Genomic DNA, 18,058 nt, shown 5'->3' with positions numbered 1-18,058 from the left:
GCTGGGAACACGATGAACTTTGATATCACCAGGGATGGCTCGCCGCTGCACGCGTGGAAAAACTCGGAACGAATGGCGTCGGTCCCGGTGATCGCTTGCGAGCAGTTGGTTCCTGCCCATGCGCGCGCGGTTATCATTTCACCCCACCCGGACGTTGAAATCCTGGGCTGCGGCGGGCTACTGCAGCTGCTCGCCCGGCAACAGCGCAACCTGATGCTGGTCTCGATTACCAATGGCAGCGCCAGCCATCCCGGATCCAAACTCTGGACGGCTGAACGGCTTGGTATTATCCGGCCCCAGGAAAGTGCCGAAGCCCTGAGGCGCCTGGGATTGTCGATGAATCGTCTGCAGTGGATTCATGGTGGCTTTCCCGACGCGGATCTGGCCGGTCGACAACCCGCTCTGATTGAATTCCTCCGCACCTATCTTCGACCCACCGATGTGGTATTCACCCCTTGGCGCGATGATGGCAACAGCGATCATCAAGCGGTAGCTCAGGCGGCTGTGGCGGTGGGCGCAGAAATTGGCTGTGCGGTGCATGAAGTACCGGTTTTTGCCTGGCAATGGGCAAGCCCCGAAGACCCACGCATTCCCTGGAAACGCGCCTGCAAGATTCATCTTGATCGCTGGACCCAGGCGCGCAAACGACATGCTATCCAGGCCTTCGCCAGTCAACTCAGTGGCGATCCCGAAGCCGGTCTCGCACCCCCACTGACCCCTGCCATGCTGGAACGCATGCAGCAGCCATTCGAGGTTGTGTTTGTTTAGGGTTTCAATCTAGACATCACACCGATGCCAGAACAAGCCCGCCGGCTGTCAGGGCGGAGCAAGTGTCGAAAACAGGGATGTTTTCGTCGAGCCCCCAGTGATGGGTTTACGGCGTCTTGCGCAGTCCTGACAGCCGATGGCCGCCCTGCCCCAGCCATGTCGGCGGCAACATCCACCGATTCAAATAAATTCAAAGCAATTCGCTGGGTTGGTTTACCGGAGTCAGCTGCCGCGAGACGGCAGGGGTGGGCCGACACGCTGCAAGTACGTCCGTGTAAGCTCGTCGATGACATCCCTGTCATCGCACGGTCGGCTCAGCCCTGTCGCCTCGCTTCGCGGCAAAGATTGAATCGCCAAATAGCACAACCCAAACCGGACGCATTCTCCACATCACGCCGATGCCCGACCGAGCCCGCCGGCTCTCAGGGTGGAGCAACTGTTGAAAACAAGGATGTTTTCACCAAGCCCCCAGGGACGGGTTCACGGCGTCTTGCGTAATCCTGACAGTCGGCGTGCGTTCAGCACCCCGACCCAGCCAGATAATCTGTTAAATCAATTCCCCGTTGCATGACGCCCAGGAGATCTCTTGGCACGCCAGCCGGTTACGACTCGAGACAGCGCGTGCCGCCGCAGCCACAAAAAAACTGAACCGTCGTCGCGCCCTCAAGTCCGAAAAGGAGAGGTCTGTATATGTAGTTCGTTCAGCTTATCGCGAGGTTTCAGTATGAAAGCAGTTACGTCCCCGGAAAAAGACGACGAGATCCGGCCTGATGATTTACCCGATCCGGATCGTGGGTCACGAGAGAATCTGGAGAACCCCGAAGACGACGAAGATCGCGTTGACGAGACGATCGACGAGTCTTTTCCGGCCAGCGACCCGCCAGCCAAGTATTGAACACGTCATCGGCAGTAAAGAGACGCTGAATGAGCGATATTCGCATCGGGATTTCCGGTTGGCGCTACCGCCCCTGGCGAGGGGATTTCTACCCTGAGGGGCTGGTGCAACGCCGAGAGCTGGAATACGCCTCGCGAGCGGTCAACAGCATCGAAATCAATGGCTCCTTCTATGCACTGCAAACGCCCGAGCGGTATGCCAGCTGGGCCGGGGAAACACCTGAGGGTTTCGTCTTCAGTGTAAAGGGTCCGCGCTTTATCACTCACACCAAACGGCTCCGCGATATCGAGGAGCCATTGGCGAATTTCCTGGCGTCAGGGCCACTGCACCTCGGTGACAAACTCGGTCCGATGCTCTGGCAGTTTCCTGCGAACTTCAAACTCGACCGGGAGCAATTCAAGGATTTTCTGGACCTGTTGCCGCGCAATACCGACGACGCAGCCAAGCTCGCCAAGGGCTGCGCCGAACGCTTGAAAAAACCGGGTTATCTGGACATCGGCGCGAAACGCCGCATGCGCCATGCCGTTGAGATTCGTAATCCGAAGGGGCTCGATGAGGATTTCGTCGAGCTGCTACACAGCCAGAAAATCGCACTGGTGGTCGCTGACACCGCGGGCAAATGGCCCTATCACGAGGACGTGACCAGCGACTTTGTCTACATTCGCCTGCACGGTGACAAGGAGCTGTACAGCAGTGGCTACTCCGACGAAGCGCTCGAACGTTGGAAGAAACGTATAAAGCTATGGGTCAAAGGCCGCCAGCCGAGGGATGCCACGCTCATCGCCCCCCATCGCGACACAGCCGAACACGCGTGTGATCTGTACTGTTATTTCGACAACGATATTAAAGTCCGCGCCCCCTACGATGCCCGCCAGTTGCTGGAAAAGCTGGGCCGGGCGAAGAAACTCGAAGTCGTACCGGGGCAACTGCCGGACGAAGGCAAGGGAGCCAAGCAGTGACCGAAGCGTCTTATTCCGCCCACGCCAAAACCCAACTCGCCCCACCGGTCCATTCACTTCGCATCATGACCGCGAACGTGCACAAGGGCTTTACCTTCTTCAACCGGCGCTTCATTTTGCCGGAGCTGCGCGACGCGGTTAACACGACATCGGCTGATGTCGTATTCATGCAGGAAGTGATAGGCGCGCACCGGGTACACGCCGAACGCTGGCAGAACTGGCCCGATACGCCGCAATACGAATTTCTCGCCGATACCATGTGGCCGGATTTCGCCTACGGGCGCAACGCGGTCTACCCGGACGGTGACCACGGTAACGCGCTGCTGTCCAAGTTCCCGATCCTGCGTTACGACAATCTCGACGTCAGTATCAGCGGCACCGAGGAACGCGGCATGCTGCATTCGATCCTGGACGTACCGGGCCAGCGCGACGTGCATGCCATCTGCGTGCACCTTGGCCTGCGTGAAACGCACCGGGACGAACAACTGCGCAGCTTGCGTGACTTCATCGAAAGCCTGCCGGCGAATGAAGCGGTCATCGTCGCCGGGGACTTCAACGACTGGCGACTGCGCGCCGACCGCATCCTGAACGAATGCGGCATGACCGAAGCCTTCGTCAACGCCTTCGGCAAACCCGCCAGAAGTTTTCCGGCGCGCTTGCCACTGCTGCGTCTGGACCGCATTTACGTACGCAACGCAACGACCCATGCGCCTGCAGTACTTTCACAACGGCCGTGGTCTCATTTATCAGACCATGCTCCCCTGGTTGTCGAGGTACGACTATGAGATTCAACTGGCAGGAAGGCAATGACGTCGAGCTGCTGATCAACGGCGAGGAATTCTTCCCCCGGGTTTTCGAGTGCATTCGCGCCGCCCGCAGGGAAATACTGCTCGAAACCTTCATCGTTTTTGATGACAAGGTAGGGCGGGATCTGAAGGAAGCGCTGATCGAGGCTGCTTCCCGTGGCGTTCACGTGGAGATGATCGTCGACGGTTACGGTACTGCAGAACTGAGCAGGGACTATATTGCCGAGCTCGCCGCAGCCGGTATTGTCATGCAGATGTTTGATCCGCGCCCGCGCCTGCTAGGCATGCGCACCAATCTGTTCCGCCGGTTACACCGCAAGATTATCGTTATCGATGCGGAGATCGGTTTTGTCGGTGGCATCAATTTCGGTGCCGACCATCTGGCCGATTTCGGTCCGCTCGCCAAGCAGGATTATGCCGTGCAGGTACGCGGACCGATCGTGGCCGACTTGCATCGCGCCAGCCGGGCGATCCTCAAGCACAGCCCGGTCACCGAGGCGCTGCCGGCGATCAAGCCCGTTACGGAACGCGCCGGTAACGCGCGTATTCTGCTGTCGATTCGCGATAACCAGACCCACCGCAACGACATCGAAGAGCAGTACATACGCGCTATACGGTCGGCTAATTTCCGGCTGCTGTTGGCCAACGCCTATTTTTTCCCCGGCTATCGGATTTTGCGAGAGTTGCGCAATGCGGCGCGGCGCGGGGTGAAAGTCACGCTGATCCTGCAAGGTCAACCGGACCGGGCGTGGGTACGTGCGTTGTCGGTGTTGTTATACAACTATCTGCTGCGCGACGGTGTTGTCATCCACGAATATTGCGAGCGCCCGCTTCACGCCAAGATCGCACTGGTCGACAAGGAATGGTGCACCGTCGGCTCCAGCAATCTTGATCCGCTGAGCCTGTCGCTGAACCTAGAGGGGAACCTGTTCATTCGCGATGCTGACCTGAACCAGCAGCTTTACGAGCACCTGGTTGAACTGGGTAACAGCAAATGTCAGCCGGTCACCCTGAAAATCGCAGCGAGGGGCTACTGGTGGCGGGCTCCGCTGATTTCAGCCAGCTTCCACTTCCTTCGTCATTTTCCGGCCATCATCGGTTGGCTGCCAGCGCATACCCCTCGATTGCAACCTGTTACGGACGAAATCACGCCGGTCGATACGGACGCCACAACCCCGGAGATAGCCTGCGGCCAAGAGAAGTCATCGTGAAGAAAAACCACTCTGAAGCATCGCCGAAGAACGATAAACGCGCCCGTAGAATGACCTGGCTGAAACGCGGGGTCACCCTGTTCTTTTTCATCGTGATCCCGGTTCTGTTGTTCAACATGATCAAGAATGTCGAATGGCAGGAAGTAAAGGACGCCCTGCAGAGCTATAGCCTGCCCACGCTGCTGGCAGGTGCCGGTATCACGCTGGTCAGCTATCTGGTGTTCAGCAGCTACGATCTGCTCGGGCGCTATTACACCGGGCACAAACTTAAAGTCACGCAAGTGCTGCCGACGGCCTTTGTCTGCTATGCCTTCAATCTCAATCTTGGCGCCTGGGTGGGAGGTATCGCCTTGCGCTATCGGCTTTATTCCAGACTGGGATTGAGTGTTGCGACGGTAACGCGCGTGCTGAGCATCAGCCTGCTGGCCAATTGGGTGGGTTACATGATCCTTGCCGGCTCGGTGTTCTCGCTGCGCCTTATGGAGCTGCCAGAGAACTGGGCCATCGGCACCACGACCCTGCAGCTGATCGGCTTCGCCTTGCTGGCAGTGTCGCTGGCATACCTTCTGGCCTGCCGGTTTTCATCCAAACGCACCTGGAAATGGCGTGACCACGAGATCGAACTTCCTTCGCTTCGTCTCGCGTTGATGCAAGCCACGCTCGGTGCGGTCAACTGGTCGCTGATGGCGGCTCTGATCTATATGTTGCTGCCCGAAGAAGCGTTCTTTCCGTCCATTCTGGGCATTCTGATGGTGAGCAGTATTGCCGGGGTGGTGACGCACATTCCGGCCGGACTGGGCGTACTGGAGGCGGTCTTTCTGGCGCTGCTTCAGCACCAGATCCCGGCAGGCACCCTGCTGGCGGCGCTGATCGGTTACCGGGCTATCTACTTTCTATTCCCGTTATCCATCGCGCTGATCATGTATCTGGTAATCGAGAAACGCGCCAAAACCCTGCGCAAGCAGGCCGGGACTGACGAGCCCGACCCGCAGGGTGCAGAGTCGTCAGACGATGTCGCCCGACTGCGGACGCAGGATCAGCGTGCCTAACGGCGGAAGATCCAGTACCAGTGACACAGGCTGACCATGGGCGACCTGATCTTCGGTCATGGTCTCCGTGGCGCAGCCGGCGTTTGAGCCCGCATACTGCTCGCCGTCACTGTTGAGCAGCACTGTCCAGGCTCCTTCCAACGGCACGCCGATCCGGTAGTTGTTGCGCGGCACCGGCGTAAAGTTATGCACCACCAGCAAGGGCACGCCCGCTTCGCCCTTACGCAGCCAGGCATAGACGCTGTTGCTTTCGTCATCCCCGATCAGCCACTGAAAACCCGCTTCCTTGCCATCCAGCTGATGCATGGCCGGTTCCTCCCGGTAGATGCGATTCAGCTCTTTCATGAGCGTCTGGACGCCCTGGTGCTCGTGATAACGCAGCAGATACCAATCCAACTCATGGTCGTGGTTCCATTCGCGCCAGGAGCCGAATTCGCAGCCCATGAACAGCAGCTTCTTACCGGGATGCGTCCACATGAAGCTCAGGTAGAGCCGCAGGTTGGCAAACTTCTGCCAGCGGTCGCCGGGCATCTTGTCCAGCAGGGATTTTTTGCCGTGGACCACTTCGTCGTGGGAAATCGGCAGAATGAACTGCTCGGTAAAGGCATACAGCAACCCGAAGGTCAGCTGATGATGGTGGTAACGTCTGTGGACGGTTTCCTCAGCCATGTATTTCAGCGAGTCGTGCATCCAGCCCATGTTCCATTTATAGGAAAAGCCGAGCCCCCCTTCCCGCGTCGGATGGGTCACGCCCGGGAAGGCCGTGGACTCTTCGGCGATCACCAGCGCGCCAGGCACCTCGGTGCCGACCACATCGTTGAGATGGCGCAGGAAGTCGATCACCTCAAGGTTTTCACGGCCGCCATACTTGTTCGGGATCCACTCACCGTCCTTGCGTGAATAATCGCGGTAAAGCATCGACGCTACGGCATCCACGCGCAGCGCATCGATATGAAACTGACGTAACCAATGCAGCGCGGAAGCCAGCATGAAGCCATGCACTTCGGTTCGTCCAAGGTTATAGATGTAAGTATCCCAGTCCTGGTGAAAGCCCTCGAAGGGATGCTCATATTCATAGAGCGCAGTGCCGTCGAAACGGCCCAGGCCGTGTTCATCGGTTGGAAAATGCGCCGGAACCCAATCAAGGATCACGCCGATCCCGGCGCAGTGGCAGGCATCCACGAAGGCAGCGAAATCCTGTGGCGAGCCGTACCGCGCAGTCGGTGCGAACTGCGATAGAAGTTGATACCCCCAGGAGCCGCCGAAGGGATGCTCCATGATCGGCATCAGCTCAATATGGGTAAATCCCAGATCCTTGATATAGGGGATCAGGCGCTCGGCGAGTTCGTGCCAGGTGTAAAAACGCCCATCGCCGTCCTCACGCTGCCAGGAGCCGGCGTGCAGCTCGTAAATGGACATCGGTGCAGAATGCGATTGACGTTCAGGCCGCTGCGCCATCCATTGCTGATCCTGCCAGTTATGCCGCAGCGGTTCGGCAACCTTCGAGCCCGTGGCAGGCGGCGCCTCGGTAGCCAAGGCAACCGGGTCCGCACGCAGTGGCAGAATGCCGTGCTGACCGAGTATTTCGTATTTATAGACCTCGCCTGGCTGCAAGCGCGGAATAAACAGTTCCCAGACGCCGGACGGGTGCCGCTGGCGCATCAGATGGCGACGTCCATCCCAGCTATTGAACGGGCCGACCACCGACACCCGGCGGGCATTGGGGGCCCATACCGCAAAGCGGACCCCATCGACGCCGCCGATAGTCATTACCTGTGCACCAAAACAGTGGCCGAGATCCCGGTGGTTGCCTTCGGAGAACAGATACATGTCCATCTCGCCGAGCAGCAAGCCGAAGCTGTACGGATCCTCGGTCTCCTGAATACCGCTGGCCCAGCGAATGCGCAGCCGGTATGCCCGCCGATCAGGCAGGCGCCCAACGAACAGCCCTGGAACCTGCGGCTGTTCCATCTGCCCCAGTACATCGCCGCTCTGGGCGTCGATCAGCTCGGCGCTCAATGCGTTGGGCAGATAACTGCGCACCACTGTCTGCCCGTTTATCTCGTGTGGGCCGAGCACCGCGAAGGGGTTCCAGTGTTCAGCCCGTACCAGCGCCTGGGTATCAACTTCCGCCAGACGAAGATCGTCATCGGACATTTGGCTATCCATCATAGATCGTCCTCAAGCTGCTGAACGAGCTCGGCCAGACCATTGAGCGGAACGCTGATCCAGGTTGGTCGATGCTCTGTTTCGTAAAGAATTTCGTAGGCAGCCTTTTCCAGACTGAACAAGGTTAGCGCTGCGTTTTCGCCATCGGGGTCGGCCCAGTCATGCGCGATCTCCGCTGCAGCCTGCCGATAGGCCTGCAGGAAGGCGGCGGTCGATCTGTTCCGGTAGTCGCGGACGATCTCCTCGCGGCTCTGCTCGGCTTCGTCGGAGCTGTCGGTGCTCTGAGCATTCAGACAGGCCATGGCGACAGCGTAATCGATCGAGCGCAGCACGCCGGTGACATCCTTGTAAGGGCTGAGCTTGGCGCGACGTTCCAGCAATGGGCGGGACGGTTCCCCTTCGAAGTCGATGAGATAAGCGTCGCCCTTGACCACCAGGACCTGACCCAGGTGCAAGTCACCGTGCACTCTGAAACGCAGCCCGCCGACCGCTTTCGCTGCCAGCTTATCGATCTTCTGTTCGAGACGCTGCCGCTGCTTTTGCAATGTCGTAACGAGCTTGGCATCTTCCTCTTCCAGCTGAGCCCGGCTGCCTTCGAGTGCATCCAGCGCAGACTGGAGCTGCTGACGGATACTGTGTGCCCAACCCTGGGCGTCCTCTTCGCGGGTCGGCTCGGAGGCGAAATCAGGGTTGTCCGTGGGAGAAGACAACGCAACGTGCATTTCACCCAGCCGCTGACCCAACGCTGCGGAAAACTCTTCCAGTTCGGCCAGAGCGCTGTACTGGTTCTCGTGCTGCGACAGGCCGCCGGCCATCTGGTCGCGGATGGCCCGGTCGAGGGTGACCAGCGTCCATTCCCAGGCATCGCCCTGGTTGTCCAGATAACCCTGCAGAACCATGAGCGCATAGGATTCACCCGACGGATCAGTGCGGGTGACCTGACCCAACATCGGTGCGCAATTCTCGAAGCCGTGATCGGTCAGATAGGCACCCATCTCCAGCTCCGGATGTATCCCTGCGTGCAGGTGACGGATCAGCTTGAGCACCATCCTGCCGCCCAGAATAACCGAGCTGTTGGACTGCTCGGCGGACAGATACCTGACATCGATATCCTCCTCGATTTCCATCGACGACAAGGCTTCACTGCCCTGGAACGCCAAGGCACCGCGCTCGGTCTCGACCGATCGCCCGTCACGCAGTTGCGTAATCAATGCCCGGATGAAGCTCTCCATAGTAAAGGCATCAGTCAGCAGCCCGACCTGGCGCCCGCGACGGATACGCGCCATCGCCAAATGTTCGGACAATACGCTGGTATCGTCCTCACCGATGAAGCCCAGCGGCAGCTGGTAATAATCAACGTGATCGCCGGTCTTGACCTCTACCTCGCTAAGCAACGCCGGATGGGCAGTATCGCCAAAGGGAACCGCATACAGGATGCGCGTCTTGGGCTGCCGTGTGCCCGCCCCGGCAAACCAGCGACGCTTGGGCAGATAAGCCGGCAGCGTCTCTTTCTCGAGGATTTTCAGCGGTTGCTCATCGAGCACTTCCTGCAGTTGACGCTTCAGCACCAGGGTCGCCATTTCGGGCATCCTCTCTGGAGGTTCGATATGCCAGCTGGGCATCTGCGTCTGCTCGGCCAGCAGAAACCAATAGAAACCATAGGGCGGCAGCGTCAGCAGATAACTGAGCTGGCCGATAGGCGGAAAGGCGCTGCCGCCGATCATCTCCACCGGCACCTTGCCGACATACTGGCTGAGATCGAGCTCGACCGCCTGGGCTGCGCGGGATACGTTGGCCACGCAGAGGATGGTATCGGTCTGCCCTTGTTCATCCGTGTATTCGCGCAGATAAGCGAGAATGCGCCGGTTTGGCGGCGCCAGCATTTTCAGCGTGCCACGGCCGAAGGCCTTCTGCTGTTTACGCACCGCGAGCATGCGCCGCGTCCAGTTAAGCAAGGAGTGCGGATCTGCCGACTGCGCTTCGACGTTGATGGTCTGGTAGCCATACAACGGATCCTGAATCGGCGGTAATACGAGACTGGCGGGGTCAGCCCGGGAAAAACCGCCGTTCCGGTCGGCTGACCATTGCATGGGCGTGCGCACGCCATCGCGATCGCCGATGAAGATGTTATCGCCCATGCCCAGCTCATCACCGTAATACAGCGTCGGCGTGCCGGGCATCGACAGCAGCAGGCTATTAAGCAGTTCGATGCGTCGACGATCACGCTCTACGAGCGGCGCGAGCCGGCGACGAATGCCGAGATTGATACGCGCCCGGCGATCGGCGGCGTAGTAATTCCACAGGTAATCACGCTCGCGATCGGTCACCATTTCCAGCGTGAGCTCGTCATGGTTACGCAGAAAAATCGCCCATTGACAGTTAGAGGGGATATCCGGCGTCTGGCGCAGAATATCGGTGATCGGGAAGCGATCCTCCTGGGCAATCGCCATATACATGCGCGGCATCAGCGGGAAATGGAATGCCATATGGCATTCGTCACCGAGGCCTTCCTCGTTGCCGCCGAAGTACATCTGGGTGTCTTCCGGCCACTGGTTAGCCTCGGCCAGCAACATACGGTCCGGGTACAGGCGATCCAGCTCGGCGCGGATCTTTTTCAGCACCACGTGGGTTTCTGGCAGGTTCTCGTTATTGGTCCCGTCGCGCTCGATCAGGTAGGGGATGGCGTCGAGGCGCAGACCGTCGACCCCCAGGTCCAGCCAGAAGCGCATGACCGATAGCACCTCCTTGAGCACCTGCGGATTATCAAAATTCAGGTCTGGCTGATGCGAGTAGAAACGGTGCCAGAAGTATTGCCCGGCGACCGGGTCCCAGGTCCAGTTTGACGTCTCGGTATCGAGGAAGATTATGCGGGTGCCATCGTACTTTTCATCCGTATCGGACCACACATAGTAATTGCGCGCCGCTGATCCCGGCTTGGCCCGGCGGGCACGCTGGAACCAGGGGTGCTGGTCCGAGGTGTGATTGATGACCAGTTCGCTGATCACCCGCAGGCCACGCTTGTGCGCCTCGGCAATGAAGCGTTTGGCATCGGCCATGCGGCCATAATCCGGATGTACCTTGCGGTAATCGGAAATATCGTAGCCATCATCGCGCCGCGGTGATGGGTAAAACGGCAGCAACCAGATGGTGTTCACGCCCAGATCAGCGATGTAATCGAGCTTGGCGATCAAGCCCTGGAAGTCACCAATACCATCATTGTTGGAATCGAAAAACGATTTGACGTGCACCTGGTATATGACCGCATCTTTGTACCAGAGCGGATCATCGATGAAGGCAGCGCTACGTTGTTTTTTTGGCATTATTGGTCTCTCTGATGTAACGGCCGCAGACGCCAGATACCGAAGGGCTGCGCCCATGGCTCGATCCGCATCCACTGGGTCTTGCCATACCAGGTCCAGGTATGACCGGTCATAAGGTCTTCGCCGACCATCTCGGCATCATCCGGCAAGCCGAACTCCCACAACGGCAGCTCGAAATGCGCCTCCTGGGCGTTGTGTGGATCCATACTGATGGCCACCAGCACGAAATTCTGCCGATCCTCGGTACGTTTGCCGAAATACAGGATGTTGTCATTCCAGACGGTGTAGGCCTGGAAACCCAGGTGAGTCTGCAGCGCCGGATTGGCGCGTCGGATACGGTTGAGGTGGGTGATCTCTGCAACGATGTTGCCCGGTGCGTAGTAATCACGCGGTCGGATCTCGTATTTCTCCGAGTCGAGGTATTCCTCCTTGCCCAATACCGGAGCTGCTTCGCATATCTCGAAGCCTGAATACATACCCCATGAGCCTGCCCCCATGGTCGCCAGTGCCGCCCGGATCAGAAAACCCGCTCGACCGGATTCATGCAAAAAGTAGGGATTGATGTCCGGCGTGTTGACGAAGAAATTCGGCCGGTAGCAATCGCGCCAGGGCTGCTGGTTAAGTTCGGTAAAAAATGTCTGCAGCTCCTGCTTGGTGTTGCGCCAGGTGAAATAGGTGTAGCTCTGACTGAAGCCCAGCTTGCCCAGGCGAGCCATCATGGGTGGCCGGGTAAAGGCTTCTGAAAGGAAAATCACGTCGGGATGGCTGTCGCGGATATCCGCTATCAGCCATTCCCAGAAAGGCATGGGCTTGGTGTGCGGGTTGTCGACCCGGAACATTTTCACGCCCAGCTCGACCCAGCCCATCACCACGTCACGCAACGCGACCCACAATGACGGGACGGCATCATCAGCGTAGAAGTCGACGTTGACGATGTCTTCGTACTTTTTCGGCGGGTTTTCCGCGTGGCGGATAGTGCCGTCCGGCCGCCAACTGAACCAACCGGGATGCTCCTGAAGCCAGGGATGATCAGGTGAACACTGGATGGCGAAATCCAGCGCGATCTCAAGCTTATGCGCCTGAGCCGCTTCGACCAGAGCGCGAAAATCCTCGAACGTGCCCAGCTGCGGATGTATCGCTTCGTGCCCGCCTTCGTGACTACCGATGGCGTAGGGGCTACCCGGATCATTCTCGCCGGCAATCAGCGAATTATTCGGCCCTTTACGATGCGTACGGCCGATCGGGTGAATCGGCGGGAAATACAGCACATCGAAATTCATCGCGGCGATGTCCGGCAGCCGCTCGATCACATCACGAAAGGTGCCGTGACGCTCGGGACTATCTGTTACCGAGCGGGGGAAAAGCTCGTACCAGCTGGCAAACTCTGCCGCACGGCGGTCCACCTCCACCGGATAGGCAGCGCTGCGCACCTTGTGCGGGTGTGATTCGCTGGCAATCACCGCCTCGACGGTTTGCGGCGCCAGCAGCACGTTCACCTTGTCATCCAGCGCTGTCGCCTCGGCCAGCTGACGCAGCACCTGGTCAAGCACATCGGCTAGCTCGGATGACGCCTGCTGTTTGACCTCACGCAGCAACTGCTCGCCCTCCTCCAGCTCCAGCGAGACGGGCACTCCGGCGGCGAACTTCTTCTTCAGCTCGTCACAATAGGTTGCGTAGGTATCCACCCAAGCTTCAATGGCGAACTCCATGCGTCCCAGCTGATCAGGAACGAATCGGGCTCGCCACACATCGTTGGCGACAAATTCCAGTGGCACACGCTGCCAGCTCTCATTCCGGATCGAGCGCCAGATCAGGCGCCCGCCGAGTTTGTCGTGACCATCGGAAAACACCACAGCGGAGACCTCTACCGGCCTGCCCTGAATAGCCTTGGCCGCGAACCGACCCGCCTCAACTTGCGGCTGCACCCTTTCGATAGCGATGCGCGGAAGCCGGACCGCGTCATCCAGGGATAGAACAGCACCATTCGAATGCTCGTTGGTATGTTCAGACGACATCTGTTTAGGCTCCTTGTGCCCGGCTGGCCGGGCGATGGAAAGTCGGGCGGCACGGCCTGAGTTATCAACCGTTAACGACACTGCCACCATTGATGTGAAGAACCTGGCCACTCATATAACTGGAGTCGTCACAGGCTAGGTAGACATAGGCCGGCCCGAGTTCGGCGGGCTGACCGGGGCGCTTCATCGGCGTATTGGAACCAAAGGTTTCTACGCTTTCAGCATCGAAGGTCGAGGGAATCAAAGGCGTCCAGATCGGACCTGGGGCTACCCCATTTACGCGAATTCCGCGTTCCGCCACATTCATCGAAAGAGAGCGAGTGAATGCGGTGATGGCACCCTTGGTCGAGGAATAATCAAGCAGCATCGGGCTGCCCTTGTAAGCCGTGACCGAGGTGGTGTTGATGATGGACGCACCGGACTGCATATGCGGCAAGGCGATCTTGGTCAGCTGGAACATGCCGAAAATATTGGTACGGAAAGTCTTCTCCCATTGTTCCTGCGGGATCTCTTCCAGATTCTTGCGCGGGTGCTGTTCGCCGGCATTGTTGACCAACACGTGAATCTGGCCCCACTCGGCGACCGTCTCCTCCACCACTTTGCGGCATAGCGCTTCTTCGGCCACATCGCCGGCGTACACTTTTACCTTGCGCCCCGCCTTTTCGACCTCCTTGCGGGTGTGCTCGGCGTCGGCATGCTCTTCGAGATACAGCATGACGATGTCGGCTCCTTCACGGGCAAAATGCACCGCCACCGCACGCCCGATCCCGCTGTCGGCGCCAGTCACGATCGCAACCTTGCCCTCCAGCTTGCCGGCCGCCTTGTAGTGATCAGAAATATAGATGGGTTCCGGATGCATCTCGCCCTCTTTGCCGGGGCGATGCTCCTGATGTTGGGGGGGGAGCGTTTGCTCGGACATGATGACCTCCGAAGGTGTGAACCACGTGTATGTTCCGACAGAACTGCGGAAACATTGGTTCCAGTCAATCGGGGCGGATTGCTGAACAGCGGGTGGAATGGGGCGGGAATACCTCGCCAGGTAGATTGCTTCGGGTGGGCTGGACTTGCCGCGGTGTTGCGGGAAGCCTTATCGCCGCAACGGGCCACAAAGGCCACGGGGTTCAGGTGCAATCTGCGTTGACTGGCCTGTCGGCCAGCGTCGTGCCGAGGGCGACATTCCCACGGGTGTGTGCAAGCCAGAACTCTTGAGCAGGCTCAACTCGGTATAGCTGGCGGGCACTGATCGTTGTCGGAGGGGCGTCCTCGCCGCGAGGGCGTCCGCAGCAGGCCTCCGGGTTCAGCCCCGCGAGGCCCGCTTAGGCTTCGGCGCGTCCTCTTCCTTGTCGCTGCTCCTGGCCTTGCTGCGGGGTGGTTTGCCGCTGCCCTTGCCTCCAGATTTGCCGCCCAGGCTGCGCTTGAGCAGCTCGGTGAGATCGGTGACGTCGGCACTGCGTCGCTGCTCGACGCTCTCTTCCTTTTCCACCGACTCGATCTTGCCCTTGGCGGCCTTTTCCTCGACAAGCTCCATGATCTTCTCCTGGAAATCGTCGCGGTATTCCTCTGGTTGCCAGTCGCTGCTCATGTCCTCGATCAGCCGGGTAGCCATATCCAGCTCCTTCTTGGTTACCTTGGCTTTCGTCACCGCATCGGACAGCTCAAGCGTGCCCAGTCCCCGCACCTCGGCCGGCCAGCGCAGCATCACCAACATCAAGGCGCCTTCGAGCGGCATCAGCGCGGCAAGGCGTGCCTTGGTGCGGATTACCACATTGGCCAGGGCCACCTTGTTGGTTTGCACCAGCGCTTCGCGCAGTAGGGCGTAGACCTTTTCGCCGCGCTTCACCGGACTCAGGTAATAGGGCTTTTCGAAGTTGGGCAAGGGAATCTGTGAACTGTCAACGAAGGAAAAGATGTCAATTGTCTGGGTAGCCTCAGGATGCGCAGCGCGGATTTCGTCCTCGCTGATGACCACGTACTGCCCTTTCTGCAGCTCGACGCCCTTGACGATATCCTCGCTGGTAACTTCCTTGCCGGTAGTCTTGTTGATGCGCTTGTAGCCGACCGGATCCATGCTGCGTTTGTCCAGCCAGTCGAAATCCACTCCCTGCGACGAAGTAGCCGAGACTAGACCCACAGGAATATGGACCAGACCGAAACTGATGGCGCCTTTCCAGATTGATCGGGGCATTGCCGTTACTCGCGTTAGCCTGTCTTCGAATGACCTTGACGCAGCGGAGAAAGTTTCATTTCCTCACTGGCCCTAAGGCGCCACACCGTTCACTTTCACTAGGGTCCGCGCTCTTCCTCGCGCTGCATGAGCAACGGCAGGACATGCAGAATAACCAGAGCGATCAGGGTGCTGACCATCGCGGTCATTTCATGCCCAAGACCGACCGCGACGCCAATAGCTGCGGTGAACCAGATCCCCGCTGCAGTGGTGAGCCCTTTCACATCCATAAGGCTTTCGGTCTTGATGATGGTCCCCGCCCCGAGGAAGCCCACCCCCGCGACGATACCCTGGATCACCCGGCTCATGGCATCGTCCATGGCGCCGTCCTGCAAGGAAGCAATAACGAACAACGACGCACCAAGTCCTACCATCATGTGCGTGCGAATGCCGGCGGCCTTGCCCTGCTGCTCACGCTCATAACCCAGCAACCCACCGAGGAACGCAGCGATCAGCAGTCGCAGCGTTACCCGCGTTGCGCTCTCGACATCATCCAGATCGGAAAATTCGCTGATTACCGTGGCGAGAATCGTGTCCCACACCGTGTCTGCCTCCTCATCATCTATCGCTCCTCTACCAACCCGCAGCAACACAATGGCCGCTTCTGCTGTGACTACCGCTCAGCTTAGTAGTTGCCCGGCCTTGGCCGTGGTGGAACTTATGGGTGGCTGAACACGGTCTACCTGTGTATCGCACCCCGAAAACGGAGAGACCCCATGGCGAAGAAAAACCTGTTTCTGGTGAGTTACATCCTGGATAACCAACCGCAATCCTGTGAAATCGAGTCGGATGCCCAGACGCTGACGCCCGAGCAAGCACTGCCGCTGATCAAGGAAAAAAATCCCGATATAGGCGCGGGAAACGTAACCGATGTGCAGGTGCAGCATATGGTCGAGCCGAAGGAAGAAGGCACAACCCCCTCACACCATATTCAATCCTGAGCGAGCCGACCGTCCGTCTCGATCGGCAAAAAATCGGGAACTATCAAGTGGCCATGTTCTCGAACAAGCACAACAACGTATCGCGACTAGCCGCTTCGCTTGCTCACCTAAACAGACGAAGCGGCTCGCCGGGAAGCTGATTGCACTGCGGGTGGAAGGGGCAGGTCGGCATCTCCGATACGGCTCACATGAATAGCAGATGGCGAGGCTGAAGTGCTCGCCCGCGTTAACCAGGGAGGTTGTCCATGAGCCCGGCAAGTTATGTATTACTGCTGATTGGTTGTTGGTTTTTACTCGCCAGCACCACGCTTTGGGGGATATTACGCGTTACTCGCCGCCACTATCTCGAGCTCCCGGACACCGAGAATGAACCAACCCCTGTGCCGGACATTGTCCATAACGAACCCACCGATGTTCGCTCGCCTTTGCTGGAAAAAGGAATCAAATGGCTAGGCGCCATCGCGCGTCTGCCCTGGACGATCACACCCGCCTTGCTGCTTCAGAGACGCACCAGCACAGATTAGTCCCTCCTAGGGCAAATCTATCCAGCGCCTTAGACATACTCTTGCGGCTGTTACTGAACAGCGAGGAAAAAATCCCCATACAAAGTTATATCAATATAGCTAAATACAATAACGAGCCTTTCTGAAAGAGCAATCGTCGTCAGCGAAGTGTATGGCCTTTAGCCTCATCTTGAATATTGCAGCGCTCTATTTGGATATTTGTACCACCGCGAGACCATCCCGAAGTTGTTCTCTTCAATTCTTGAGCTATGCTCAAATTTCGCTTGATCCAGCGTTACCCTGCTGTTAAAACCGTACCTGTAGACATAATAAATAGAGAGCGAAGGAACTTCTGACGAATCTGGCAAATGATGCTTATGTAAACTCCGCCAGGGTTTCGCTTGGCTATTCAGTCCTGATTTGGCCGCTTCGCCGTCATGCCTGACAGCCTCAGAACGACCTTCTCCGTAATAACGGACTATTCGGTGAGCATCCCGACGGCCAGCCTTCATCTGCCGACGTATTTCGGTTTATTGCCACGATCTTGAAACAAAGGACGAGCAATCTTATATCGGCGTATGGGGCATCCAATGATCACAGGGCTAGCCATGAAGAGGTCTGACCACCTAACCGTCACGGACATCGAAACCGTACTGAATAACTCCATGCAATCAGTACGCAGCAGGTGCAAGGTTGAAGCGGATCGTACCCTTACTGTTCAACTCAATTACCAGAATGAAGATTTCACCGTAGTGGGCATTGGCCGGGATCAGTACCGGGACGTTCAGTCCTTACGTCAACTAGGCCGGCATCTTCTTGAAGAGATTGAAGCGACGATTATCATGAGCGCCATGCGCAGCAATACACCGCTGCGCGCCAAAGCTCAGGCCCATTGAGGGGCCGCTGGACGGATCGCGCTACTTGCTATGCTCTGGGGAAGCCGGCGCCTTCGCCATGCCGCGGGGCCCCATCCGCGCCCAGATTATCCAACCGATGACAGGCAACAGAAAAATGAGCGCAATCCACCCGTAACGGGTCTGCTTGGGTTTGTCGCTCTTGAGGATATTGGCCGCCAGCCAGATATCCACCAGAAAAATAATTACCAGTGCTACACCAACCAATAGAAGTGGGTCCATCAATCCGCCTCCAGATTAAGGCTGTCTAGTAGTATGGCTCTTGCCGATCAGCCAAGTTCAAA

Annotated in this window: 16 protein-coding genes; 9 read left to right on the top strand and 7 right to left on the bottom strand. The window is 58.3% G+C overall.

From position 1 onward, the window contains the following. The first annotated feature begins 12 nt into the window (after positions 1-12). From HG264_RS17405 to HG264_RS17380, 6 genes are all read left to right on the top strand, one after another. The gene (locus HG264_RS17405) at positions 13-768 is read left to right on the top strand and encodes a PIG-L deacetylase family protein (protein WP_169408782.1); all 756 of its coding nucleotides are present in this window, start codon (positions 13-15) and stop codon (positions 766-768) included. 724 nt (positions 769-1,492) lie between these two features. Continuing rightward, positions 1,493-1,663 carry a hypothetical protein gene (locus HG264_RS17400; RefSeq protein WP_169408781.1) on the top strand — a complete coding sequence of 57 codons (171 nt, stop codon included), beginning with the start codon at positions 1,493-1,495 and terminating at the stop codon, positions 1,661-1,663. Between the two features lie 29 nt (positions 1,664-1,692). Continuing rightward, on the top strand, positions 1,693-2,622 hold the full coding sequence (locus HG264_RS17395) for a DUF72 domain-containing protein (RefSeq protein ID WP_169408780.1): 930 nt from the start codon (positions 1,693-1,695) through the stop codon (positions 2,620-2,622). Positions 2,623-2,687: 65 nt separating this feature from the next. After that, the gene (locus HG264_RS17390) at positions 2,688-3,407 is read left to right on the top strand and encodes an endonuclease/exonuclease/phosphatase family protein (RefSeq protein WP_169409193.1); all 720 of its coding nucleotides are present in this window, start codon (positions 2,688-2,690) and stop codon (positions 3,405-3,407) included. Further along, positions 3,404-4,639 carry a cardiolipin synthase ClsB gene (gene clsB, locus HG264_RS17385; RefSeq protein ID WP_169408779.1) on the top strand — a complete coding sequence of 412 codons (1,236 nt, stop codon included), beginning with the start codon at positions 3,404-3,406 and terminating at the stop codon, positions 4,637-4,639. The genes HG264_RS17390 and clsB overlap by 4 nt, the downstream gene beginning before the upstream one ends. Before the next feature lie 50 nt (positions 4,640-4,689). Continuing rightward, positions 4,690-5,688 carry a lysylphosphatidylglycerol synthase domain-containing protein gene (locus HG264_RS17380; RefSeq protein ID WP_169408778.1) on the top strand — a complete coding sequence of 333 codons (999 nt, stop codon included), beginning with the start codon at positions 4,690-4,692 and terminating at the stop codon, positions 5,686-5,688. Here the strand turns inward: HG264_RS17380 and glgB are convergent. The 6 genes from glgB to HG264_RS17350 all read right to left on the bottom strand — a co-directional run bounded on the left by glgB (position 5,644) and on the right by HG264_RS17350 (position 15,958). Further along, positions 5,644-7,845, bottom strand: a complete 2,202-nt coding sequence (gene glgB / locus HG264_RS17375) for a 1,4-alpha-glucan branching protein GlgB (protein WP_256663715.1) — start codon at positions 7,843-7,845, stop codon at positions 5,644-5,646. The genes HG264_RS17380 and glgB overlap by 45 nt on opposite strands. Positions 7,846-7,856: 11 nt before the next feature. After that, positions 7,857-11,177, bottom strand: coding sequence for a maltose alpha-D-glucosyltransferase (treS, locus tag HG264_RS17370; protein ID WP_169408776.1), 3,321 nt, complete (start codon positions 11,175-11,177; stop codon positions 7,857-7,859). After that, complete coding sequence (locus tag HG264_RS17365) at positions 11,177-13,192, bottom strand: alpha-1,4-glucan--maltose-1-phosphate maltosyltransferase (RefSeq protein WP_169408775.1); 2,016 nt, start codon at positions 13,190-13,192, stop codon at positions 11,177-11,179. Before HG264_RS17365 ends, treS begins: the two co-directional genes overlap by 1 nt. Before the next feature lie 64 nt (positions 13,193-13,256). Further along, on the bottom strand, positions 13,257-14,111 hold the full coding sequence (locus tag HG264_RS17360) for an SDR family oxidoreductase (RefSeq protein ID WP_169408774.1): 855 nt from the start codon (positions 14,109-14,111) through the stop codon (positions 13,257-13,259). A 378-nt stretch (positions 14,112-14,489) separates the two neighbouring features. Beyond that, complete coding sequence (locus HG264_RS17355) at positions 14,490-15,377, bottom strand: Ku protein (RefSeq protein ID WP_169408773.1); 888 nt, start codon at positions 15,375-15,377, stop codon at positions 14,490-14,492. A 98-nt stretch (positions 15,378-15,475) separates the two neighbouring features. After that, entirely contained in the window at positions 15,476-15,958 is a 483-nt protein-coding gene (locus tag HG264_RS17350; RefSeq protein ID WP_169408772.1) for an MgtC/SapB family protein, read from the bottom strand. Positions 15,959-16,132: 174 nt separating this feature from the next. Here HG264_RS17350 and HG264_RS17345 point away from each other — a divergent pair, with 174 nt between their 5' ends. The 3 genes from HG264_RS17345 (at position 16,133) to HG264_RS17335 (ending at position 17,756) form a co-directional block, all read left to right on the top strand. Further along, a complete protein-coding gene (locus tag HG264_RS17345) occupies positions 16,133-16,357 on the top strand; it encodes a hypothetical protein (RefSeq protein WP_169408771.1) in 225 nt (74 codons plus the stop codon). A gap of 245 nt (positions 16,358-16,602) precedes the next feature. Next, positions 16,603-16,881 (top strand): hypothetical protein, encoded by a 279-nt coding sequence (locus HG264_RS17340; protein WP_169408770.1) that lies wholly within the window; start codon positions 16,603-16,605, stop codon positions 16,879-16,881. Positions 16,882-17,468: 587 nt separating this feature from the next. Next, positions 17,469-17,756 (top strand): hypothetical protein, encoded by a 288-nt coding sequence (locus tag HG264_RS17335; protein ID WP_169408769.1) that lies wholly within the window; start codon positions 17,469-17,471, stop codon positions 17,754-17,756. Positions 17,757-17,777: 21 nt separating this feature from the next. Here HG264_RS17335 and HG264_RS17330 read toward each other — a convergent pair whose 3' ends face one another. Beyond that, a complete protein-coding gene (locus HG264_RS17330) occupies positions 17,778-17,996 on the bottom strand; it encodes a PLDc N-terminal domain-containing protein (RefSeq protein WP_256663714.1) in 219 nt (72 codons plus the stop codon). Positions 17,997-18,058 lie beyond the last annotated feature (62 nt).

Origin of the sequence: Pseudomonas sp. gcc21, from assembly GCF_012844345.1 — a bacterium.
GTDB lineage: Bacteria > Pseudomonadota > Gammaproteobacteria > Pseudomonadales > Pseudomonadaceae > Halopseudomonas.
The sequence above is the reverse complement of the archived record's forward strand: the minus strand, read 5'-3'. Positions and strand labels throughout refer to the sequence as shown.